The sequence below is a fragment of the Streptomyces parvus genome (genome assembly GCF_032121415.1).
Taxonomy (GTDB): Bacteria; Actinomycetota; Actinomycetes; order Streptomycetales; family Streptomycetaceae; genus Streptomyces; species Streptomyces globisporus_A.
Genome location: NZ_CP135079.1, coordinates 3,510,944 through 3,531,040, shown reverse-complemented (window position 1 = coordinate 3,531,040; position 20,097 = coordinate 3,510,944). Strand labels below are relative to the sequence as shown.

17 protein-coding genes and 1 tRNA gene are annotated in these 20,097 nt (G+C 70.7%); 13 read left to right on the top strand and 5 right to left on the bottom strand.

All coding sequences use genetic code 11. From position 1 onward, the window contains the following. Nucleotides 1–190 precede the first annotated feature (190 nt). A complete protein-coding gene (locus RNL97_RS16785) occupies nt 191–1,372 on the top strand; it encodes a DUF5677 domain-containing protein (RefSeq protein ID WP_313750880.1) in 1,182 nt (393 codons plus the stop codon). Between the two features lie 188 nt (nt 1,373–1,560). Here RNL97_RS16785 and RNL97_RS16780 read toward each other — a convergent pair. Beyond that, nucleotides 1,561–1,650 (bottom strand) — tRNA-Ser (locus tag RNL97_RS16780). Nucleotides 1,651–1,736: 86 nt separating this feature from the next. Then, entirely contained in the window at nt 1,737–3,509 is a 1,773-nt protein-coding gene (locus RNL97_RS16775; protein WP_313750879.1) for a S1C family serine protease, read from the bottom strand. A 201-nt stretch (nt 3,510–3,710) separates the two neighbouring features. Between RNL97_RS16775 and RNL97_RS16770 the strand changes: the two genes are divergently transcribed. The 3 genes from RNL97_RS16770 to RNL97_RS16760 all read left to right on the top strand — a co-directional run bounded on the left by RNL97_RS16770 (nt 3,711) and on the right by RNL97_RS16760 (nt 6,428). Then, nucleotides 3,711–4,547, top strand: a complete 837-nt coding sequence (locus tag RNL97_RS16770) for a glycerophosphodiester phosphodiesterase (protein ID WP_030579304.1) — start codon at nt 3,711–3,713, stop codon at nt 4,545–4,547. A 95-nt stretch (nt 4,548–4,642) separates the two neighbouring features. Beyond that, nucleotides 4,643–5,347, top strand: a complete 705-nt coding sequence (locus RNL97_RS16765) for an ATP-binding protein (RefSeq protein ID WP_313750878.1) — start codon at nt 4,643–4,645, stop codon at nt 5,345–5,347. A 115-nt stretch (nt 5,348–5,462) separates the two neighbouring features. Continuing rightward, nucleotides 5,463–6,428, top strand: a complete 966-nt coding sequence (locus tag RNL97_RS16760) for a DUF5926 family protein (protein WP_030579310.1) — start codon at nt 5,463–5,465, stop codon at nt 6,426–6,428. A 241-nt stretch (nt 6,429–6,669) separates the two neighbouring features. Here RNL97_RS16760 and RNL97_RS16755 read toward each other — a convergent pair whose 3' ends face one another. Both RNL97_RS16755 and RNL97_RS16750 read right to left on the bottom strand, forming a co-directional pair. Further along, nucleotides 6,670–7,065: a hypothetical protein gene (locus RNL97_RS16755; RefSeq protein ID WP_313750877.1), complete on the bottom strand. Its 396-nt coding sequence runs from the start codon at nt 7,063–7,065 to the stop codon at nt 6,670–6,672. Nucleotides 7,066–7,459: 394 nt separating this feature from the next. Next, complete coding sequence (locus RNL97_RS16750; RefSeq protein ID WP_030579317.1) at nt 7,460–8,212, bottom strand: bifunctional DNA primase/polymerase; 753 nt, start codon at nt 8,210–8,212, stop codon at nt 7,460–7,462. Nucleotides 8,213–8,830: 618 nt separating this feature from the next. On the opposite strand from RNL97_RS16750, the gene RNL97_RS16745 reads away from it, so the two are divergent. Together RNL97_RS16745 and RNL97_RS16740 are read left to right on the top strand one after the other, a co-directional pair. After that, nucleotides 8,831–10,318 (top strand): PP2C family protein-serine/threonine phosphatase, encoded by a 1,488-nt coding sequence (locus tag RNL97_RS16745; protein ID WP_243314429.1) that lies wholly within the window; start codon nt 8,831–8,833, stop codon nt 10,316–10,318. A gap of 128 nt (nt 10,319–10,446) precedes the next feature. Next, nucleotides 10,447–11,928 carry an aminopeptidase P family protein gene (locus RNL97_RS16740; RefSeq protein ID WP_030579322.1) on the top strand — a complete coding sequence of 494 codons (1,482 nt, stop codon included), beginning with the start codon at nt 10,447–10,449 and terminating at the stop codon, nt 11,926–11,928. Nucleotides 11,929–11,965: 37 nt separating this feature from the next. Here RNL97_RS16740 and RNL97_RS16735 read toward each other — a convergent pair whose 3' ends face one another. After that, nucleotides 11,966–12,460 carry an ATP-binding protein gene (locus RNL97_RS16735; RefSeq protein ID WP_030579325.1) on the bottom strand — a complete coding sequence of 165 codons (495 nt, stop codon included), beginning with the start codon at nt 12,458–12,460 and terminating at the stop codon, nt 11,966–11,968. Between the two features lie 292 nt (nt 12,461–12,752). On the opposite strand from RNL97_RS16735, the gene RNL97_RS16730 reads away from it, so the two are divergent. The 7 genes from RNL97_RS16730 to pheA all read left to right on the top strand — a co-directional run bounded on the left by RNL97_RS16730 (nt 12,753) and on the right by pheA (nt 19,964). Continuing rightward, nucleotides 12,753–13,619 carry a hypothetical protein gene (locus tag RNL97_RS16730; RefSeq protein ID WP_243314428.1) on the top strand — a complete coding sequence of 289 codons (867 nt, stop codon included), beginning with the start codon at nt 12,753–12,755 and terminating at the stop codon, nt 13,617–13,619. 150 nt (nt 13,620–13,769) lie between these two features. Then, nucleotides 13,770–14,516, top strand: a complete 747-nt coding sequence (locus tag RNL97_RS16725) for a YcnI family copper-binding membrane protein (protein ID WP_030579329.1) — start codon at nt 13,770–13,772, stop codon at nt 14,514–14,516. A gap of 43 nt (nt 14,517–14,559) precedes the next feature. After that, the gene (locus tag RNL97_RS16720) at nt 14,560–15,219 is read left to right on the top strand and encodes an SCO family protein (protein WP_030579332.1); all 660 of its coding nucleotides are present in this window, start codon (nt 14,560–14,562) and stop codon (nt 15,217–15,219) included. Further along, nucleotides 15,216–15,677 (top strand): copper chaperone PCu(A)C, encoded by a 462-nt coding sequence (locus RNL97_RS16715; RefSeq protein ID WP_030579335.1) that lies wholly within the window; start codon nt 15,216–15,218, stop codon nt 15,675–15,677. Before RNL97_RS16720 ends, RNL97_RS16715 begins: the two co-directional genes overlap by 4 nt. Before the next feature lie 14 nt (nt 15,678–15,691). Further along, nucleotides 15,692–17,617 carry a copper resistance CopC/CopD family protein gene (locus tag RNL97_RS16710; RefSeq protein ID WP_243314426.1) on the top strand — a complete coding sequence of 642 codons (1,926 nt, stop codon included), beginning with the start codon at nt 15,692–15,694 and terminating at the stop codon, nt 17,615–17,617. Nucleotides 17,618–17,621: 4 nt separating this feature from the next. Further along, nucleotides 17,622–18,947: an iron uptake transporter deferrochelatase/peroxidase subunit gene (gene efeB, locus RNL97_RS16705; protein WP_030579342.1), complete on the top strand. Its 1,326-nt coding sequence runs from the start codon at nt 17,622–17,624 to the stop codon at nt 18,945–18,947. Nucleotides 18,948–19,028: 81 nt separating this feature from the next. Next, nucleotides 19,029–19,964: a prephenate dehydratase gene (pheA, locus tag RNL97_RS16700; protein WP_030579345.1), complete on the top strand. Its 936-nt coding sequence runs from the start codon at nt 19,029–19,031 to the stop codon at nt 19,962–19,964. The last annotated feature ends 133 nt before the right edge of the window (nt 19,965–20,097 follow it).

Here is a 20,097-nt window from a genome sequence, read left to right as displayed (position 1 = left end):
TCGGCGTCAGCAGCCGAAGACCACCTCTGGTACGACGAAACAAGATCGAGCGAACAAGCTGGGCTCAGCCCGGCACTACGAATCGATCGGGCTACCGATAAAACCAGCTCCTCCTGGACGCAGTTATCTGCTGAGATAGCTCTACAGGTGGGCCGCAGAGGCCTTCCATGCACGAGGTCGGGGCATCCTAATGAGCACACATGGGAGCATAAACTTCAGCTCACTCGCTTCGAAGCGTTACGGGATCTCAGCCAGAGGAGAGCTACAAAGCAGCGTACAGAGGACACTAAACGAACTTCCAAAACTACTAAACGCCGTCATTGAGGAACTGGCTACAGTTGTACGTCGATTTTTTACAGAGACGGCCAATCAGGCCGCCTCGATCGTCGGTAATCACGCCTTTAATGATTTCGACGGACTGATCGACGCCCTAATCGTTGGGGACGGTAGAAGTGCAGCAAGAGCCTGCCGCTCCCTCTACGAACACCTCGTCAACTACTGCGAAGTTGTCACCTCAAATGAGGCAGCCGAAAGGTACGTCGCCCATCGAGCAGTGACCGCTGAATCATTGAGTCGACTAGATGGCGGCCTGAAACAGCTCAAGGGAAGGGACTACAAGCGCGAGCGGCAGCGCCTCGCGAAAATAGGGCGCGAGAGCGAGAGCGACTTGAGGGCCGCTGTTGCCAAGTTCGGAAAATCCTTCCGGCGCGACTGGGCGTCTCGCAACCTACGCGACCGTGCCGTGGCGCACGGATACGGCGATGATTACGAGGTCTATCGACTCCTCTCCCAGGTCACACACGGTAGCGGCGGTGGAGTGTTGGGCAGCTACACCCACATCTCAGGCTCCGCAGTTCACCGCACGGGCGGACCATCGCTTGAGTTGGCCGTAATCTCTTACCTCGAAGGAATGACCTTCTTTCGCAATTTCGCACGAGAGATTGAATCTCACCAGGCCATCCCAACACGAGAACTCGTGATAGCGCTGGAAAAGGTAATAGCGTACTGGCCAATTTATCGAGATGCGCTACAAGCGCTCGATAAGGACACATGGCCCATCGAACCCCCGCCGAGCCCCGCCCCAGTTTTGGCCCTGTACCCAGGCGGCGGAACACGCTGGTTTCTCTGGGAGCCAGCCTACATGCTACTGAAGCGCGCTCATCGGCCGGAAGAAGCGGATTGGATTGAAGAGGATTTCAAGAAAAAGGTCGCTTCTGGTGAGCTAATTTTTCCTGACCTTCAAGGAAGGCCAATTACGACTGCAGTACACGACCTTCAAGTCGCTCCTCTAGAGGGGGCCGAATGGTTCCCGGCCGATGCCATATTCCTGCCGCTGGAGCCTCACAACGTCAACTGGTTTAACGCCAAGTAGCCCCGATCCGAGTGGATCGATGGTGGACGGTCGGTCGCTAAGCAGAGAAGGAGGGCCGATCCTGGCCCGCGTATGGCCCACACGCCCTGGCTGGCACCGGGAATCAAGGGCGCGAGGTGAGACAAGGTGACCGCAGAGGGCGGGCCCCCGTTCGGAGACCCGCCCTCTGACCTGCTACTTCTCTCACCTGGCGGTGGGTGTGGGATTTGAACCCACGGTGACATCGCTGCCACGACGGTTTTCAAGACCGTTCCCTTAGGCCGCTCGGGCAACCCACCCCGCGTCGCCCGCCCGGTCGCTGTGCAAGCCGATGGGCCGTCAGGCCCGCGAGGGGCCGGTTCGACGCGTGGGACAGCCTAGCCGGTCAGCTGTCGCCCTCGCGCTGGCCCAGGGTGACTTCGGCCGTGGCCTCCTTGCCGTCGCGCTCGTACGTCAGGGTCACCTTCTCGCCCGGCTTGCGGGTCCAGATCTCGCCGATCAGGGTCGGGCCGCTGTCGATCACGGTGTCGTTGAACTTCGTGATCACGTCGCCCGCCTTCAGGCCCGCCTTGGCCGCCGGGCCGTTCGGGGTGACGGCGGGGGTGCCGCCCGCGCCCTCGGCGGAGATCGCCGCGCCGCCCGTCTTCTCCTCCATCGTCACCGTCGCGCCGATCACCGGGTAGACCGGCTTCCCGGTCTTGATCAGCTGCTCGGCGACGTTCTTGGCCTGGTTGACCGGGATCGCGAAGCCGAGGCCGATCGAGCCGGCCTGGGACTGGCCGAGGCCGCCGCCGGTCGACTGGATCGCCGAGTTGATGCCGATGACCGCGCCCGTCGCATCCAGCAGCGGGCCGCCGGAGTTGCCCGGGTTGATCGAGGCGTCGGTCTGCAGGGCGCTCATGTACGAGTTCTTGTTGCTGGACCCGTCCCCCGACGCCACCGGGCGGTTCTTCGCGCTGATGATGCCCGTGGTGACCGTGTTCGAGAGGCCGAAGGGCGCGCCGATCGCGATCGTCGAGTCGCCCACCGCCACGCTCTCCGAGTTGCCCAGGGGGAGGGGCGCCAAGCCCTGTGGCGGGTTCTTCAGCTTCAGGACCGCCACGTCGTAGCCCTGCGCCCGGCCGACCACCTCGGCGGGGTACTTCTTGCCGTCGGAGAACGTCGCCGACAGTTCGCCGGACTCCGCGGCGGAAGCCACCACGTGGTTGTTCGTGAGGATGTGGCCTTCCTTGTCGTACACGAAGCCGGTGCCCGTGCCGCCCTCGCCGTCGCCGCCCTGTGCGTCGATCGTGACCACGCTGGGCAGTGCCTTCGCCGCGACGCCCGCCACCGTGCCCGCCGGGCGCTTCAGGTCCCTCGGGGTATCCGAAGCCGACACCGTGGTCGAACTGCCGGACGAGCCGTCGTCGTTGCGGTCGGCCGCCCAGAAACCGAGGGCTCCGCCGATGCCGCCCGCGACAAGCGCCGCCACGGCCACCGCCGCCACCAGACCGCCGGCCCGGCCCTTGCCGTTCTTGCCGCCCGCGGGATCCGTGCCGGATGGGACCGGAGCGCCCCAGACCGGGCCGTGGCCGCCGCCGTTGCCGATACCGCCGGACGCGTGACCGGATGCGTGGCCGGGCGCGTGACCGGCGTCCCCGCCGGCGTACGACGGGACGGCGGGCGGCGGCGGCCAGGAAGCGGCGCCCGCGGGGAGGTCGGGCTCCGCTCCGTATGCGGGGGTCGTTCCGTACGGAGAGTGCTGCGGCGGCTGCGGCGGCTGGTTCGGGGTCGGGTGGGCGGCGCCCTGCCCGTACACGGGCGTGCCCGAGGAGCCCTGGGGCGCCGGAGCTCCCTGGTGCGTCGGGTTGTGGCGCGGCGCCTCCGCGTGCGCCGGAGCGGCGGCAGGGGCCCCCGCGCCGGATACGCCGTCAGAGCCCGGAGCGCCGGAGGCGCCCGGAGCGGCGGCGCCCGGCGCGCCCGTGTCGTGCACCGGGAGAAGCGCCGTGTCCTGCGCGGACTCGTGCGCGGGCGCGTCCTGGACCGCGGGCGTCCGCGGCAGAGACGTGGTGTCGTCGGCGGCCGGTTCAGGAGTGTCGGCCGGCACGGGAGGTGCGGACGGAACAGACGGCACGGCCGGTACCGCGCGGTCCTCGTTGCCCTCGTTCTCGGTGCTCACAGCTCTTTACTCCTCGGTTCCACTCGGCATCCAGTCGGCATTCGGCAAGAAATCCGCTGTGCACGTGTCTGCGGTCAGCTTTTCCCACAACACGTCGGGCCACTGTAAGCAGGACCTGTGCATCCGCACACCAATCTTTACATCCGACAAAACAGACCTCCAGGGTGACATGTGCTCAGTCATCCCCGCGGCGGTGACACCATGGCCCGGGTGACCCACGCACGGCAGCGCAGCGCGCACACCTCCATCCAGGTCATCGCCCACCGCGGGGCCTCCGACGACGCTCCCGAGCACACCCTCGCCGCCTACCGCAAGGCGATCGAGGACGGTGCCGACGCCTTGGAATGCGATGTCCGGCTCACCGCCGACGGCCACCTCGTCTGTGTCCACGACCGGCGGGTGAACCGTACGTCCAACGGGCGCGGCGCCGTGTCCGCCCTGGAGCTCGCCGACCTCGCCGCCCTCGACTTCGGTTCCTGGAAGGATCGCGAGGAGTCGCCCGACTGGGATCCGGTGCCGGGCGAGCTCACCTCCGTACTCACCCTGGAACGGCTCCTGGAGCTCTTCACCGAGGTGCGGGCCACCGGGCGGGACCTGCAGCTGGCCATCGAGACGAAGCACCCCACCCGCTGGGCCGGACAGGTCGAGGAGCGGCTCCTGCAACTGCTGAAGCGCTTCGGGCTGGCCGGACCGCCCGCCGACGGACCCTCGCCCATCCGCGTCATGAGCTTCTCCGCCCGTTCGCTCACCCGCGTGCAGGCGGCCGCCCCCACCCTGCCCACGGTCTACCTGATGCAGTTCGTCTCCCCCCGCATGCGCGACGGGCGGCTGCCCGCCGGAGCCCGGATCGCGGGGCCCGGCATGCGGATCGTGCGCAGCCACCCCGGCTACATCGAGCGGCTGCACCGCGCGGGTCACCGGGTGCACGTGTGGACCGTGAACGAACCGGCCGACGTCGAACTGTGCGCCGAACTCGGCGTCGAGGCGATCATCACCAACCGCCCGAAGCAGGTTCTGTCCCAACTGGGCCGCCTTTAGTCGGGAATCGGTACGGAAGAGGACGTGCCGCGCCTCCGACCTCGACCGTTACGGGGTGTGCTCCGGCGCATTCACTGCGCGTCCGATCGTTACGAGTGCGTCACCCGCAGTGCATTGGCCGGTTTCCGGTCCAGCTCAGTGGGGCATCCAACCCGTGGCGTGGGGCAAAGGAGGTCTCGGGGGTGGCGTTGGTGGTGGCACAAGAGGTGCCCGCGTCGTCGAGCATGGCCATTCCTCATGGCCCTGCCGGCGTGGGGCAGGCACGACACCGGATGCGTGAGCAGTTGCGCGGTAACGGGGTGTCGGACGCGGTCGTCGACGACGCTGTTCTGATCCTTTCCGAACTTCTCAGCAACGCCTGCCGGCACGGCAGGCCGCTCGGACGGCACACCGACGTCGGCGACGGGGACATCCGCGCCGCCTGGCGGGTGGACACCGGCGGCGGGCTCACCGTGGAGGTCACGGACGGCGGCGGTCCGACCCGCCCGGTTCCGGCCACCCCTTCGGTGACGGCGCGCGGCGGCCGGGGTCTCAACATCATCAGCGCCCTGGCCCAGGAGTGGGGCGTACGGGACGACGCACCAGGCGAGGTCACCGTCTGGGCCCTGGTCTCCTCGAAGAAGTCGCCGGGCATCGGAGGCAGCGGCTCCGATGCGAACGGATCCGCCGCGAGCGGATCCAGCAGGAACGTCTCCGACAGGAACGGCCGCGGTACGAGCGGTGTCGCCGCGAACGGCGTCGGCGGTCTCACCGGGTTCGAGGGCCTGGACTTCTCCGAGGCCTTCGACGACGTGGGCTGAGAGCCGGAGGACGACCGGAGCGAAGGGGCTTGGCGCGTACGTGGGCGGGGCTCGGCTCCCCGGGCGGCTAGGCTCGCGCCGAGTCCGCACTGTCGCAATCGGGAGAATGCCCACCATGGCCAAGAAGCGCCCTCAGTCCAAGGCCGGGAAGCAGCAGCTCAAGGACGGTGAGATCCCGGTCGTCGGGGCCCGTGAGCCCTGCCCGTGCGGATCTGGCCGCCGTTACAAGGCATGTCACGGACGCGCCGCCGCCCAGGCCGTGACCGAGCTCGTGCATCGCCCCTTCGAGGGACTCGCGGGCGAGTGCGACTGGGTCGCGCTGCGCGAGCTGGTGCCCGCCGCCACGGTCGAGCTGACCCTCAAGGACGGGCTGCCCGACGGGGTTCCGTCGGTGAAGCTCGCGACGGTCCTGCCGATGGCCTGGCCGGCGCTGCGCCGCGACGACGGTTCCGTCCTGCTCGCCCTGCAGAACGACACCTCCTCCGGCGACCTCAGCCGCGACCTCGCGGACACCCTCCAGCGCGCCCTGGAGGCCGAGCCCGGCACCCCGGTCGCCGCCCGCCGTGTACCGGCCGACGGTCCGCGCCTCCAGGACCTCCTCGACCCGGACGCCGCCTTTGAGCCGGAGGTGCACTCCGGGTTCGAGTTCTGGGTGCCGGACGCGGAGAACGCCACCGCCGAGGTGTCCGCATCGCTGGAGCGCGCGAACGCCGCCGCGATCCCGACGACGCTGCTGTCCGGCGTCGACGCCGCGTACTGGTGCGAGACCCCGGAGAAGAACCACCTGCGCTGGGTCATGCCGCACCCCGAGGAACAGCTCCTCGACGCGCTCGCCCGGCTGCACGCCGCGGGCACCTCCTCGCTCGGCGACGACACCCGGCTGGTCGGGTCGTTCCGGGCGCACGGCCTCGTGGTTCCCGTCTGGGACCTGCCGAGCTCGATGGGGGCCGAGGCGTGCGAGAAGCCCGCCGTCGAGTTCGCCGAGCGACTGGCGACGGCGCTCGCGTCCGACGCCCCGCTCACCGCCGAGGAACGCCGCGCCCGGGGCGGTCTCACCAACCGTCAGGTGACCCTCAGCTGAGGGTGGCACCAGGACGCCGCAGACGGTGACCCGCGTCACAACTCACCGTACTCGTAAGTAAATCGGCGTCCCTACAGGCGAGATCGAATTTGCGAACAGCAGATCTCTTGTTACGGTTCTGGAAGCCCGGTCGCTGGTGCATCCCCCGTCGCCAGCGACCGGGCGTTCTCGTCTCCGGCTGCGGCCCGCCCCGTGACACTCCCGGGCGCGGCCCTCAGCCCCGGCGACCGGTGCCCGTTCCTCAGCCCCCGGTGACCGGTGGCCGTTCCGATCCGGCGCGCAGCAGCAGCGGCGCCTCCTCCACCGGCCCCGCGCCCACGAACTCCGTGACCGCCGTGGCGGATCCGGGCGTGCCCGAGGAGGGGACGCCCGGCGTCTGGCAGGTGTCCGGCTCGTCGTGCGCGGCCGGTGCGCAGTGCAGCTCCACGGTCCGCCCGCCCGGCCCCATCAACGTGAGCACGGAACGGAGTTCCTCACCGGTCGCGTTCCGGTAGTAGACGCGCGCCCACACCGTATCCCCCCGGGCCATGACACAGGTCTGCGCTTCGACGCCCTCCGGTGCGACCACCTCGGGCCCGCACCGCGCCGCCGCACCCGAACGATCAAACTCCGCCAGGGAACCGGCTTCCGCGCTCATTCCCGATGGTGATTTCGGCAATGTCGAAGAAAGGGCGGCGGGATCATCTCCGGATGGCCGATCAGAAACCTTTGGCCTAAGACTTTCTGGCGATCCGCCAGATGATTTCTCGGCGACCGGATCAGCCGATACGGCATCCGGAGCAACGGCGGGATCCGCGGACGCAACCAGCGGAACAAGACTTCCGCACGCCACGGCTGCCGTGAGACCGATCATGCGGAGATTCATGGTGGCCCCACCTGGCAACTGCGCGGAATTCCTGACGACGGGCCGACGATATCGACGGAATACGTGCCGTCGGGGCGCCCGGCACCCGATTGCCTCGGATCCCGCCCGGCTCACACCCGTTCGAGTGAGCCGGACGCCGGGCTGCCCCGACCGAAGCCTCAGGAGGTCAGTAGGCGAGCCGGCTGCCCCCGCCCGGCGCACCGGTGCTCGCCTCGACCAAGGCGTCCAGGACCGCTTCGACATCGGGGAGCCAGGGGGACGCGACCGCCGGAGCGCCGTCCTTCGCCCGCCCGCGGGACACCGGGGCGGCAACGGAAGCGGCCGCTCCGATCGGCCCCCCGTGCCGCTCCCAGCGGACCTGGCCCGCGCCGGTCCGGGACGGCGGCAGGACGAGATAGCCGCCCTCGCCGTGGAACCGGAGCGAGCTGGGCACCCAGTCCTTCGCGTACAGCAGCTCGCCGAGCCGCTCCAGGGTGTACGGCGCGACCAGAAGCGACCACCGGGTGGGCGTCGCCACGACGGGGCCGAGCCGCAGGCCCAGCGCGTCGAGGGCGCTCAGCGCTCGGGCGCCGGCCACGGCGGGCAGGCTCACCGCGCAGGGCGCGCGGCCGCCGGTCGCCAGCAGCACGGGGGCGGCGGGGCGGTTGGTCCACCACCAGCGCACCATGCGCTCGTCCGTGGTGGCCGCCAGCAGGCCGGGCTCGAAGGGGTGTGCGCCCGGTACGGCGCAGTCGGGTTCGGGGCAGGCGCAGCCGAGGCCGGCGCTTTCACCGTACGGAGCGGCTGCCTGCGCCGTCCCCACTCCGGGAAGCACGGGCCACTGCCATACGGTGGCGCAGGTCAGGGCCGCGTCGAGCCGGGCGGTCGCCTCCTTGCGCCGGAGCCGGAGCCTGCGTCGCCTTCCGAGGATCTCGCGCATGAGCGCTCGTTCCTTTCCGTTGAACGCCGAGTCCACATGGCACCACGCGTGTGTGACACCACGTGCGTATCTCTTCGCTGTGCGTACATGCTCGTCAGTTCCGCGGTACGGGCGTGCTGTCGATACCGAGCGTGAGCCGAGCCGAGCAGGAATCGATCCGAGACGAACCGATCCGAGGTGGAACAGAGCCGAACCGAGCAGAGTCGAGCGGAGTCGAACCGGACAAGGCCTCACCGACCGAGCGGAGTCGTGCTGCTCCGGCGGAGTCGTGCGGGTCGAACCGAGCGGGTCGAGCCGGGCCGGCGGTCGCCGGGCGAGGGTGGCCCGCGCCTCGCCTGCCGTCCCTGGTGCGAACCCCGCCGTCCGGGGCGGGGGCGTCACGTTCACGGGTTAGGACGCCCGAACCCGCTGGCGGGTTCCTGGGCGATCACAACTGCGCCCGCGCATCACCGTTTACGTACCCAGCATGCCCGGGATGACGCTCCTCCGGCGACTTGACCCCGGAGGTACCCCTGTCGAGCAGCCCCAGTCGATCGTAAATAGCGTCCATAGGGTGCATTTTTTGGCCAAGTTAACCGACACTGGGAGAGCACGAATCGCCCCGTCCTCGAAGGGACAATGCTGGACATCGGGTTACTTGTGCGTGTACATGTGGATGCACTGATAGTGGCGCAGAATCACATGGGGGTTTGCGATGCTATTCGACGAATCGTACCGGTCGGAAAGCTGGCTGCCATGAGCGCCCCACACCTGCCGAAAGTGGCTGGAATCGATCCAGAGGTTCCGGTTTCAACACACACTTCCGCGCCCCTGAGAGAGGTCCCGGGACCGCCCGGAGCCTTCATCCAGGACCGCCTGGCGGGCTGGGTCTCGGACCTCACGACCCTGCACGAACTCACCGAGCGGCTGGCCGGGACGGGCACCCTCGACTCCGCCCTCGACGAGCTGCTGCAGGCCGGAGCCGCCCTCTTGGGGGCCCGCCGCGGACTTCTCGTTCTGGAACAGGCGAACGGCGAAGGCCCCTCCGCCACTCGCGGTCTCGGGCTCACCCGTGCCGAGCTCGGGCATATCGAGACCGTGCCGCGCACGGCCACCGCGCTGGGCCGCGTCCTCGACGGGCTGCCGGACACGGCCGACGGCATCGCCAGCCCCGACCTGCTCGGCGAGCAGGACCTCGACCCCCGGCACCGCGACGTCGCCACCCGGCTCGGCTACGCCGCGAGCTACACCCTCCCCCTCGCCTCGGAGACGGCCGGCCGTCTGGGCGCGGCGCTCTGGCTCTACGACGAACCGGCCGAGCCCGCACAGAAGCAGCGCCACCTCGCCGGCCTCTACGCGCGCTACGCCACCGAGCACCTGGCCCGCCTGGTCGAACTGGAGCGCGCCCGGGCGGACGTCGCGGCCGTCGCCGAGGAGCTGCTGCCCAGCCGGCTCCCCCGGATCCCCGGCGTCCAGCTCGCCGCCCGGCACCGCACCGGCCCCCGCGGCGGCGGCGACTGGTACGACGCGCTGCCGCTGCCCGACCACGCCCTCGGCCTCGCCGTCGGCTCCGTCGGCGGGTCCGGGCCGAGCGCGATGGCCGCGATGGGCCGGCTCCGCGCCAGCCTGCGGGCGTACGCGGTGATGGAGGGCGAGGACCCCGTCGCCGTACTCTCCGACCTGGAGCTGCTGCTGCGGCTCACCGAACCCGCGCGGACCGCCACCGCCCTGTTCGCCTACTGCGAGCCCACCGCCCGCAAGGTCGTGCTGGCCGGGGCCGGGCACACCCCGCCGCTGATCCTCGGCGACCGGCGCTGCGAGTACGTCGAGACGACGCTCTCCGCCCCGCTCGGGATGCTCGCCTGCTGGGAGGCGCCGAGTGTGGAGCTCAGTCCGGCTCCCGGCGAAACGGTGCTTCTCTATACGGACGGGCTGCTGCGCCGCACCGGGGACGCGATGGACCGCGCCTTCGCCCGGCTGCACTCCGCCGCCGCTTCCGTACCGAAGGCGGGCCGGCACGATCCGGCAGCCGTGGCCGACCACGTCCTGCGCACGATGCTCCCCGACGGCCTCGACCGGAGCGACTCCACCGAGGACGTCGTGATCCTCGCCGCCCACTTCGACTGACGCCTCGGCGGCCCCTGCGAAGCCCTCCCCGACGCTCTCCGCGGTAACAGGCCCTTCGGCCCTGAGCCCCCTTCCGTACGCCCGTACGATGGGTGATGGTCCAGTGTCGTATCAAGGAGAGACAAATCGTGTCTGAGGAGATCATTCCGGAGACCCCGGAGCAGGAGACCGAAGAGAACGAAGCAGCGGAGGCGATCAAGCAGCGGAAGAACGGCCTCTACCCGGCCGTCTCCGACGAGCTCGCCGAGAACATGAAGTCGGGCTGGGCCGACACCGAGCTGCGCGATCTCCGGCCGATCCCCCAGGCCGAGCACACGGCGAACCGCCGTGCCGCGCTCTCCGCCCGCTTCCCCGGCGAGCGCCTGGTCATCCCCGCGGGCAACCTGAAGACCCGCTCCAACGACACCGAGTACGCCTTCCGCGCCTCCACCGAGTACGCGTACCTCACCGGTGACCAGACCCAGGACGGCGTCCTCGTCCTGGAGCCGACGGGCGGCTCCGGCCACGAGGCCACCATCTACCTGCTGCCGCGCTCCGACCGCGAGAACGGCGAGTTCTGGCTCGACGGCCAGGGTGAGCTGTGGGTCGGCCGCCGCCACTCCCTCACCGAGGCCGAGCAGCTGCTGGGCATCCCCGCGAAGGACGTCCGCGAGCTGCCCGCCGCGCTGGCCGAGGCCACCGGCCCCGTCCGCAACGTGCGCGGCCACGACGCCGCCATCGAGGCCGCCCTCACCGACAAGGTCACCGCGGAGCGCGACGAGGAGCTGCGCGTCCACCTCTCCGAGGCCCGCCTGGTGAAGGACGCCTTCGAGATCGCCGAGCTGCAGAAGGCGTGCGACGCCACCGCGCGCGGCTTCGAGGACGTCGTGAAGAGCCTCGACAAGGCCGAGGCGACCAGCGAGCGCTTCATCGAGGGCACGTTCTTCCTGCGCGCCCGCATCGAGGGCAACGACATCGGCTACGGCTCGATCTGCGCCGCGGGGCCGCACGCCACCACCCTGCACTGGGTCCGCAACGACGGCGCGGTCCGCGCCGGGGAGCTGCTGCTCCTGGACGCCGGGGTCGAGACCAACGACCTCTACACCGCCGACGTGACGCGCACCCTGCCGATCAACGGCACGTTCTCGCCGCTCCAGCGCAAGATCTACGACGCGGTGTACGAGGCCCAGGAGGCGGGCATCGCCGCCGTGAAGCCCGGCGCCGACTACCGCGACTTCCACGACGCCGCGCAGCGCGTGCTCGCCGAGAAGCTCGTCGAGTGGGGTCTGCTCGGCGACCTGTCCGTGGACAAGGTCCTGGAGCTGGGCCTCCAGCGCCGCTGGACCCTGCACGGCACCGGCCACATGCTCGGCATGGACGTCCACGACTGCGCCGCCGCGCGCACCGAGACGTACGTCAACGGCACGCTGGAGCCGGGCGTCTGCCTGACCGTCGAGCCCGGTCTGTACTTCCAGGCCGACGACCTGACCGTGCCCGAGGAGTACCGGGGCATCGGCGTCCGGATCGAGGACGACATCCTCGTCACCGAGGACGGCAACCGGAACCTCTCCGACTCGCTGCCGCGTCAGGCGGACGAGGTCGAAGCCTGGATGGCGCGGCTGAAGGGCTGACCCCTCCCGTACGACACGCGCCGGGGCGCGCCGCTCACTACACCGTGAGCAGCGCGCCCTCGCGCCATTTCAGGACCTTGTCGAAGCTCACCACCGCGCCGCGGCCCGGCCGGTTGCCGAACTGGACGTGGTCGGAGAGCTGCTGGATCAGGTCGAGGCCCCGGCCGCTCTCGGCATCGGCCTCGGCCCGGGGGGAATGCGCGGCTGGGCGAAGCGCGCGGCGGGCGGGAAATCCCGGCCCCGAGTCACTGACCTCGATACGGCATTTCTCGCCGTCCAGATAGGCCGTCACCCGGTACTGCCCGGAGTCCGCGCGAGGGCGAGCGGTCCCGGAATCCCCGGGCTCCCCGAGCACCGTCCGGTCGCCGCCGTGCTCGACGGCGTTCGCACAGGCTTCGCTGAGCGCGACCGACAGGTCGAAGGAGATGTCCGGATCCACCCCCGCGGTTTCCATGGTGCCGAGCAGAAAACGACGGGCGAGCGGAACGCTCGCAGCTTCGCGCCGCAAATGGAGAGACCACCAGATGCTCATCTTTCAGCCTCCTGGCTGCGGCTCGACGTATCGATACGTATTGCCGCCCCCGGCACTTCGTAAGCACGGATCGGGTGGGAGAGCCCTCGTTCGGCGGATGTGGATATTCGGCCGCCCGGTGTATGGACCGGCCCGGTCGCGGGCCACCGGGGTCCCGTCCAGGTGACCGGGGTGCGCGCCCCGGCCTGTACATCCCCCGCGAACAGGCGCAACAAGCACGGTTGGGGACGGAGGGTGATCTTCCGGACCTGCCGTACGGCGCACGGGGGTGCAGTGCGATGATGTCCCGGCCATGTCCACGCCTCTCGCACGCGCCGGAGCCGGTCTGCGGCTCATGAGGGCCGCGGTGTTCACCGCGGTCTGCGTCGTGCTGTCCGCGGCCGGACACATGCTCGCCGCCGGTACGGCGGTCCCCGCGTGGACGCTGCTCGCCGGATTCCTCGGCGTCCTCGCTCTCGCCGCCCTCCTCGCCGGACGGGAACGCTCCCTTCCGGGCATCGTGGGCGCGCTGGCCGGCGGGCAGATCCTCCTGCACGTGCTCTTCGCGTACGGCAGCCATGGCAGCGCCCCGGCCGGCGCCGGGGCCACGGGCGGCGACAACCCGCTCATCCGGTTCGCCTCCGGACTCGTGTGCGGCGAGGGAACGGCCCGGCTGAACGCGGCCGAAGCGCACCGCATCGTCTCCTCGGCGGGCATCGACCCCTTGACGCTCCCGGGCGGCCACGGCCATCTCGCGGCGGGCGGGGCGTCCGGAGCGGCCCAGGCCGCCGTGTCGGCGGGACCGGACGGGGCCTCGGGCATCGCACAGGTCTGCGCCGCGGTCTCCGCGATGCTGCCGAGCCTGCCGATGTTCCTGGCGCACGTCCTCGTCGCGCTCGCCACCGGCTGGCTGCTGCGCCGCGGCGAGATCGCCCTCTTCGCGCTGGCCCGGCTCTCCGCCCACAGCGCCCAGGCGCTGGCGGCCGGGGCCCGGCTCCGGTCCCTGCGCGCCGCGCTCGCCCTCGTCCGCTCGCTGCGGGCGGGGGAGCGGGAGCAGCTGGTGGCCGGACCGCGCGCTCCGCGCCACGGCGACGACGTCCCCCTGCCGACCGCCGGGGATCCTCTGCAGCACCTGGTGATCAGGCGCGGGCCGCCGGCCCCGTACGCCCTCGCAGCCTGACGCGACGCCTCCACCGGGCCCCGCGGGCCGCTCGCGCACGCCCCTGTGCACGCGACCGTCCGCACAGAACCGCATCCCGAGGTGTCGTGATGCCGCCGCGCGTCCGCGCGCCGGACCACCGTGTTCCGTTCCCCTGTGGAGATTCCTGCCATGAAGCTTTCCCGTATCGCCCTCGCCGGCGGCGTCGCCGCGTCCACCGTCCTGCTGATCGCCGGCCCGGCCGCCGCCCATGTCAGCGTCCAGCCGGTGGGCGAGGCCGCCAAGGGCGGATACGCCACGCTCAACTTCAAGGTCCCCAACGAGCGCGACCAGGCCTCGACGGTGAAGCTCGAAGTCAACTTCCCGGCCGACCACCCGCTCTCCTCCGTCACCCCGCAGGCCGTCCCCGGCTGGAAGATCAAGATCGACAAGAGCAAGCTCGACAAGCCTCTCGAAGTGCACGGCAAGAAGATCACCGAGGCCGTCTCCAAGGTGACCTGGACCGCGGACGACAGCGAGATCGCCCCCGGCTACTTCCAGCAGTTCCCGGTCTCCGTCGGCGCGCTCCCCGAGGACGCCGACCAGCTCGTCTTCAAGGCGATCCAGACGTACGACAACAAGGAAGTCGTCCGCTGGATCGAGGAGCCCACCGAGGGCGGCGAGGAGCCCGAAAGCCCCGCCCCGGTCCTGAAGCTGTCCGCCGCCGCCGACGACCACCACGGCAGCGGGGCGGCCGCCACCAAGGAAGGCGACGACCACAAGGCCGCCGACACCGCCGCGGCGACCGAGGAGACCCACGCCGCCGCGTCCTCCTCCTCCAGCGACACCACCGCCCGCACCCTGGGCATCATCGGCATCGTCATCGGTGTCGCCGGTGTCGCGTTCGGCGTGCTCGCCGGACGCCGCCGCTCGGCCTGACCGGCCGGTTCCCTCACCCGCACCACGTTCAGGACACCTCTTCATGCGCAACAAAAAAGCAGTGACGGCCGTGGCGTTCGCCGCCGCGGCCGCACTGGCCCTCTCCGCCTGCGGCACCGGTGACGACAAGGCGGGCTCCTCGGCCATCGCCGACGTCAGCGCCGCGCCGAAGGACAAGGCCGCCACCGTCCTCGACCAGCCGTTCACCAAGCCGAACCTCGTCCTCACCGACACCCACGGCAAGGAGTACGACCTCCGCGAGGCGACCAAGGGCAAGCCGACGCTCATCTACTTCGGCTACACCAACTGCCCCGACGTCTGCCCGCTGACCATGAGCAACATCTCCCTCGCCAAACGGGAGCTGCCCAAGGCCGACCAGGACAAGCTCCAGGTCGTCTTCGTCACCACCGACCCCGAGCGCGACACCCCCGCCTCGCTCGGCAAGTGGCTCTCCGCCCAGGACCCCACCTTCACCGGCCTCACCGGCGACTTCCCGACCATCCAGGCCGGGGCGCGGCAGATCGGCATCGGCATCGACGCGCCGAAGAAGGAGAAGGACGGGACCGTCGTCTCGATGCACGGCGCCCAGGTCATCGCCTTCTCCCCGAAGACGGACGAGGGGTATGTGCTCTACGGCGAGGACACCTCCGCCGAGGAGTACACCAAGGACCTCCCCAAGCTGATCAAGGGGGAGACCCCGTGAACCGCCGCCGCACGGCTCTCGCCGGCGCCCTCGCCCTCACCGCGGGGCTGACGCTGGCCGGGTGCTCGTCGGACAGCGGTTCGGGCGGCGAGCCGGAGCTCAAGGTCGTCGGCGCCTACATGCCGCAGCCCGTCAGCGACATGGCCGCCGGCTTCCTCGTCGTGCAGAACAGCGGCGGCACCGCGGACCGGCTCACCTCGGTGACCAGTCCGCTCTCCGACGACGTCACGATCCACGAGACGAAGAACCAGAAGATGCGCGAGGTCTCCTCGTTCGAGGTGCCCGCGAACGGTGAGCTCGATCTCGAACGCGGTGGCAACCACATCATGTTCATGAAGCTCAAGCAGAAGCCCAAGCAGGGCGAGAAGGTCTCCGTCGAGCTGCACTTCGAGAAGGCCGGCCCCATCACGGTCGACCTGCCGGTGAAGGAAACCACCCACAACCCGAAGAAGCAGTGAGGGACTGAATCCAGATGTCTGCCACCGCCCCTTACGCCGGGCCCTCCCCGATACGACGGCCGCTCGCCGCCGCCGCGCTCCTCGCCGCGCTGGTCAGCCTGGTGTTCGGGCTGCTGCTGGCGGGCGCGGGCCCGGCGTCCGCGCACGCCGCCCTCACCGGGAGCGACCCGGGGGACGGGGCGGTGGTGGACACCGCGCCCAAGGAGGTCACCCTCAGCTTCTCCGAGGCGATCGCCGTGGGCGACGACTCCATCCGGGTCCTCGACCCGAGCGGCAAGCGCGCCGACACCGAGGCCGAGCCGAAGGACCTGTCCGAGGGCTCCACCGTCCGCTACGGCGTATCGCTCCACTCCGGACTGCCGGACGGCACCTACACGGTGGCCTGGCAGGCGATCTCCGCCGACAGCCATCCGATCTCCGGCGCGTTCACGTTCTCCATCGGCGCCCCCTCCGACACCACGGTGGCCCTGCCCTCCCAGGAGGCGGGCGGCGGCCCGGTCGGCACCGTCTACGACATCGCGCGCTACGCGGCGTACGCAGGATTCGTCCTGCTCGTCGGCGGCAGCGTGTTCGTCCTGGTCTGCTGGCGGGGCGGGGTGACCGCCCTGCCGATGCAGCGGCTCGTGGTCCGCGGTTGGCTCGCCCTGACCGCGGCGACCCTGGTCATGCTGCTGCTGCGCAACCCGTACACCGGCAGCGGGAAGTTCGCCGACGCCTTCGACCTCGCCGGACTCCAGTCCGTCCTGGACACCAAGCCCGGCGCCGCCCTCGTCTCCCGGCTGCTGCTGCTCGGGGCCGCCGCCCTGTTCATCGCCGTGCTGTTCGGTACGTACGCACGGCGCGAGGACGAACGCGAGAAGAAGGACCTCACCTTCGGACTCGCCGTCGGAGGCGGGGTCGTCGCGACGGGCATCGCCGCCACCTGGGCCATGTCCGAGCACGCCTCGACCGGCATCCAGGCGAACATCGCCATGCCGGTGGACGTCCTCCATCTGCTGGCCGTCGCCGCCTGGCTCGGCGGACTCGCCTCCCTCCTGGTCGCGCTGTACCGGACGCCGGACATCGGGAGCGCCGCGGTCCGTCGGTTCTCCACGGTCGCGTTCGGCAGTGTCGTGGTCCTGGCGGCGACCGGGATCTACCAGTCCTGGCGGCAGGTCGGCTCCTGGTCGGCGCTGACCGGTACGCGCTACGGGCAGCTGCTGATCCTCAAGGTGGCGCTGATCGCCGTCCTGCTCATGGTCGCCTGGTTCTCCCGGCGCTGGACGGGACGGCTGACGGACCCGGCGGTCGCTTCCGAAGAGGCTCCCGGGGACGCGGCCGAGGACGAGGCCGCGGAGGCGGACGACGTGACGGAGGACGCCGACCCCGAGCGCGCCGCGCAACTGGCCCGTCAGCGGGCCGCCCTGACCGCGACGAAGAAGAAGCGGATACGGGACGCCGACCCGCAGCGCTCCGGACTGCGCCGCTCGGTCCTGGCCGAAGCCGCCGTCGCCGTCGTCCTGCTGGCCGTCACCACCATGCTGACGTCCACCGAGCCGGGCCGTACGGAGGAGGAGGCCGCGGGCGGCAACCCGTCCGCGAGCGCTCCCGCCGCCGGCGGCCCGGTCAACCTGAGCATGCCGTTCGACACCGGCGGCCGGAACGGCAAGGGCACCGTCCGCATCGACATCGAACCCGGCCGCACCGGCTCCAACGATCTGCACGTGTGGATCGACGGCAGGGACGGCAAGCCCATGGACGTCCCCGAGCTGAAGCTGGCCCTCACCCTGGAGTCGAAGGACATCGGGCCGCTGCCGGTCGTCCCGGACCGGCTGGCCGAGGGGCACTGGTCGGCGAGTGCTGTACAGATTCCGATGGCCGGGGACTGGAAGATCGACGTGACGGTACGGACGTCGGACATCGACCAGGTCACCATCGACAAGAACGCGAAGATCGGCTGAGCACGTGAGCAAGACCAGGAAGCAGGCTCCCGCCCAGGCCGCCACGACCGTCGCCCCGGGCGACGGCGACGGTGCCGCCACCACCGGCGTCTCGCGGCGGCGGCTGCTGGGCACGACGGGCGCCGCAGGCGCCACGGGGCTGGTGCTGGGCGCCGGGGGCGGGGCCGCCGGATACGCCGCCACCCGCCCCGAGGAGCCGACGGCTCTGACGACGGTCGGCGCGACCACGGCGATGTTTCACGGGAAACATCAACCGGGGATCACCACTCCGCTTCAGGCCCGGGGCCATCTCGTCGCCTTCGATCTGGTGGCGGGCGCGGGGCGCAAGGAGGCGGCGGCGCTGCTGCGGCGCTGGTCCTCGGTGGCGAAGGAGCTGATGGCGGGCCGCCCGGCGGCGGGCGCGCCGGACGGCCCCGGGCACGACACCGGGATCGCCCTGGACGCGGGTCCTTCGTCCCTCACCGTCACGTTCGGCTTCGGCCGTACGTTCTTCGCGCGCACGGGTCTGGCCGCCCGCCTGCCCGCCGCGCTCGACCCGCTGCCGGCGTTCTCCGCCGACGCCCTCGACGCACGGCGTTCCAACGGCGACCTGTGGGTGCAGATCGGAGCGGACGACGCGCTGGTCGCCTTCCACGCACTGCGGGCGCTCCAGAAGGAGGCCGCGGGGACGGCACGGGTGCGATGGCAGATGAACGGCTTCAACCGCACCCCCGGCGCGACCGCCCGGCCGATGACCGCCCGCAACCTGATGGGCCAGATCGACGGGACCGGCAACCCGAAACCGTCCGACGAGGACTTCGACCGGCGGGTCTTCGTCCCCGCGTCCCCCGGGAAGCCGCAGGAGTGGATGGAGGGCGGTTCGTACGCCGTCGTCCGCCGGATCCGGATGCTCCTGGACGACTGGGAGAAGCTTCCGGTGGAGCGCCAGGAGCGGGTCATCGGGCGGCGCAAGGCCGACGGGGCGCCCCTGAGCGGGGGGACCGAGACCACGGAGATGGACCTCGGCAAGGCGGGCCCGGACGGCAGGCTCGTGATCCCCGACAACGCCCACGCCCGGATCTCCTCGCCCGAGGAGAACGGCGGGGCCGCCATGCTGCGCCGCCCGTTCTCGTACCACGACGGCATCACGGAGGACGGCACTCCGGACGCCGGGCTGCTGTTCATCTGCTGGCAGGCGGACCCGTTCCGGGGCTTCGTGCCGGTGCAGCGCAAGCTCGACCGCGGCGACGCGCTGTCGCCGTTCCTGAGGCACGAGGCGAGCGGGGTCTTCGCGGTCCCGGGCGGGGCGGCGGAGGGCGAGTACGTGGGACAGCGGCTCCTGGAGTCGTAGTCGCGCGGACGGCCGGGGAGGGTGCTCGACCGCATCCTGAGACAGCGCGGCGAGCCTCGCGCGGCGCATTAGGGTGACCGTATGTCAGCCACGCGCTACGCCTATCTCGGCCCCGAAGGCACCTTCACCGAGGTCGCCCTCCGTACGCTCCCGGAGGCCGCCACCCGGGAACTCGTCCCGATGCTGTCCGTACCGGCCGCTCTGGACGCCGTACGGAACGGGGAGGCGGCGGCAGCGCTCGTACCGATCGAGAACTCCGTCGAGGGCGGTATCACCGCGACGCTGGACGAGCTGGCCGGCGGGGACCCGCTGATGATCTACCGCGAGGTGCTGCTCTCCATCACCTTCGCGCTGCTGGTACGGCCCGGAACCAAGCTGTCGGACATCAAGACGGTCACCGCGCACCCGGCCGCCCAGCCGCAGGTGCGCAAGTGGATGGCGGATCACCTTCCGGGAGCCCTGTGGGAGTCGGCGGCGTCCAACGCGGACGGGGCCCGGCTGGTCCAGGAGGGGCGGTACGACGCCGCGTTCGCCGGAGAGTTCGCCGCCGCCACCTACGGCCTGGAGCCGCTGGTGACGGAGATCCACGACGCGGCGAACGCCCAGACCCGTTTCGTCCTGGTGGGCCGGCCCGCCCGGCCCTCCGCACCGACCGGCGCGGACAAGACCTCCGTGGTGATCTGGCTGGACGACGACCATCCCGGCGCCCTGCTGGAGCTGCTCCAGGAGTTCGCGGTCCGTGGCGTCAACCTGATGCTGATCCAGTCCCGCCCGACCGGCGAGGGCATCGGCAACTACTGCTTCGCCGTCGACGCGGAGGGGCATATCGCGGACCGGCGGGTCGGGGAGGCCCTGATGGGGCTGAAGCGGATCAGCCCGAAGGTCCGGTTCCTCGGCTCGTACCCGCGGGCGGGTGTCTCGCCGGAGGAGGTGCGGCCGCTGCGGGCGGGCACGTCGGACGCGGCGTTCACCGAAGCCTCCGACTGGCTGGCGCGCAGCCAGGACGGCCGGATCTGACGGAGAGCAGGGAGGCGCCCCGGCGGCAAGGCTCCGGAGGCCTCCTTACGCGCTCCGCAGCGGTCCGATCTACAGATAGTCACGCACTCCGGTGAGTTATCCACAGGAGGGACTCTCGACCTGGGGACAAGTC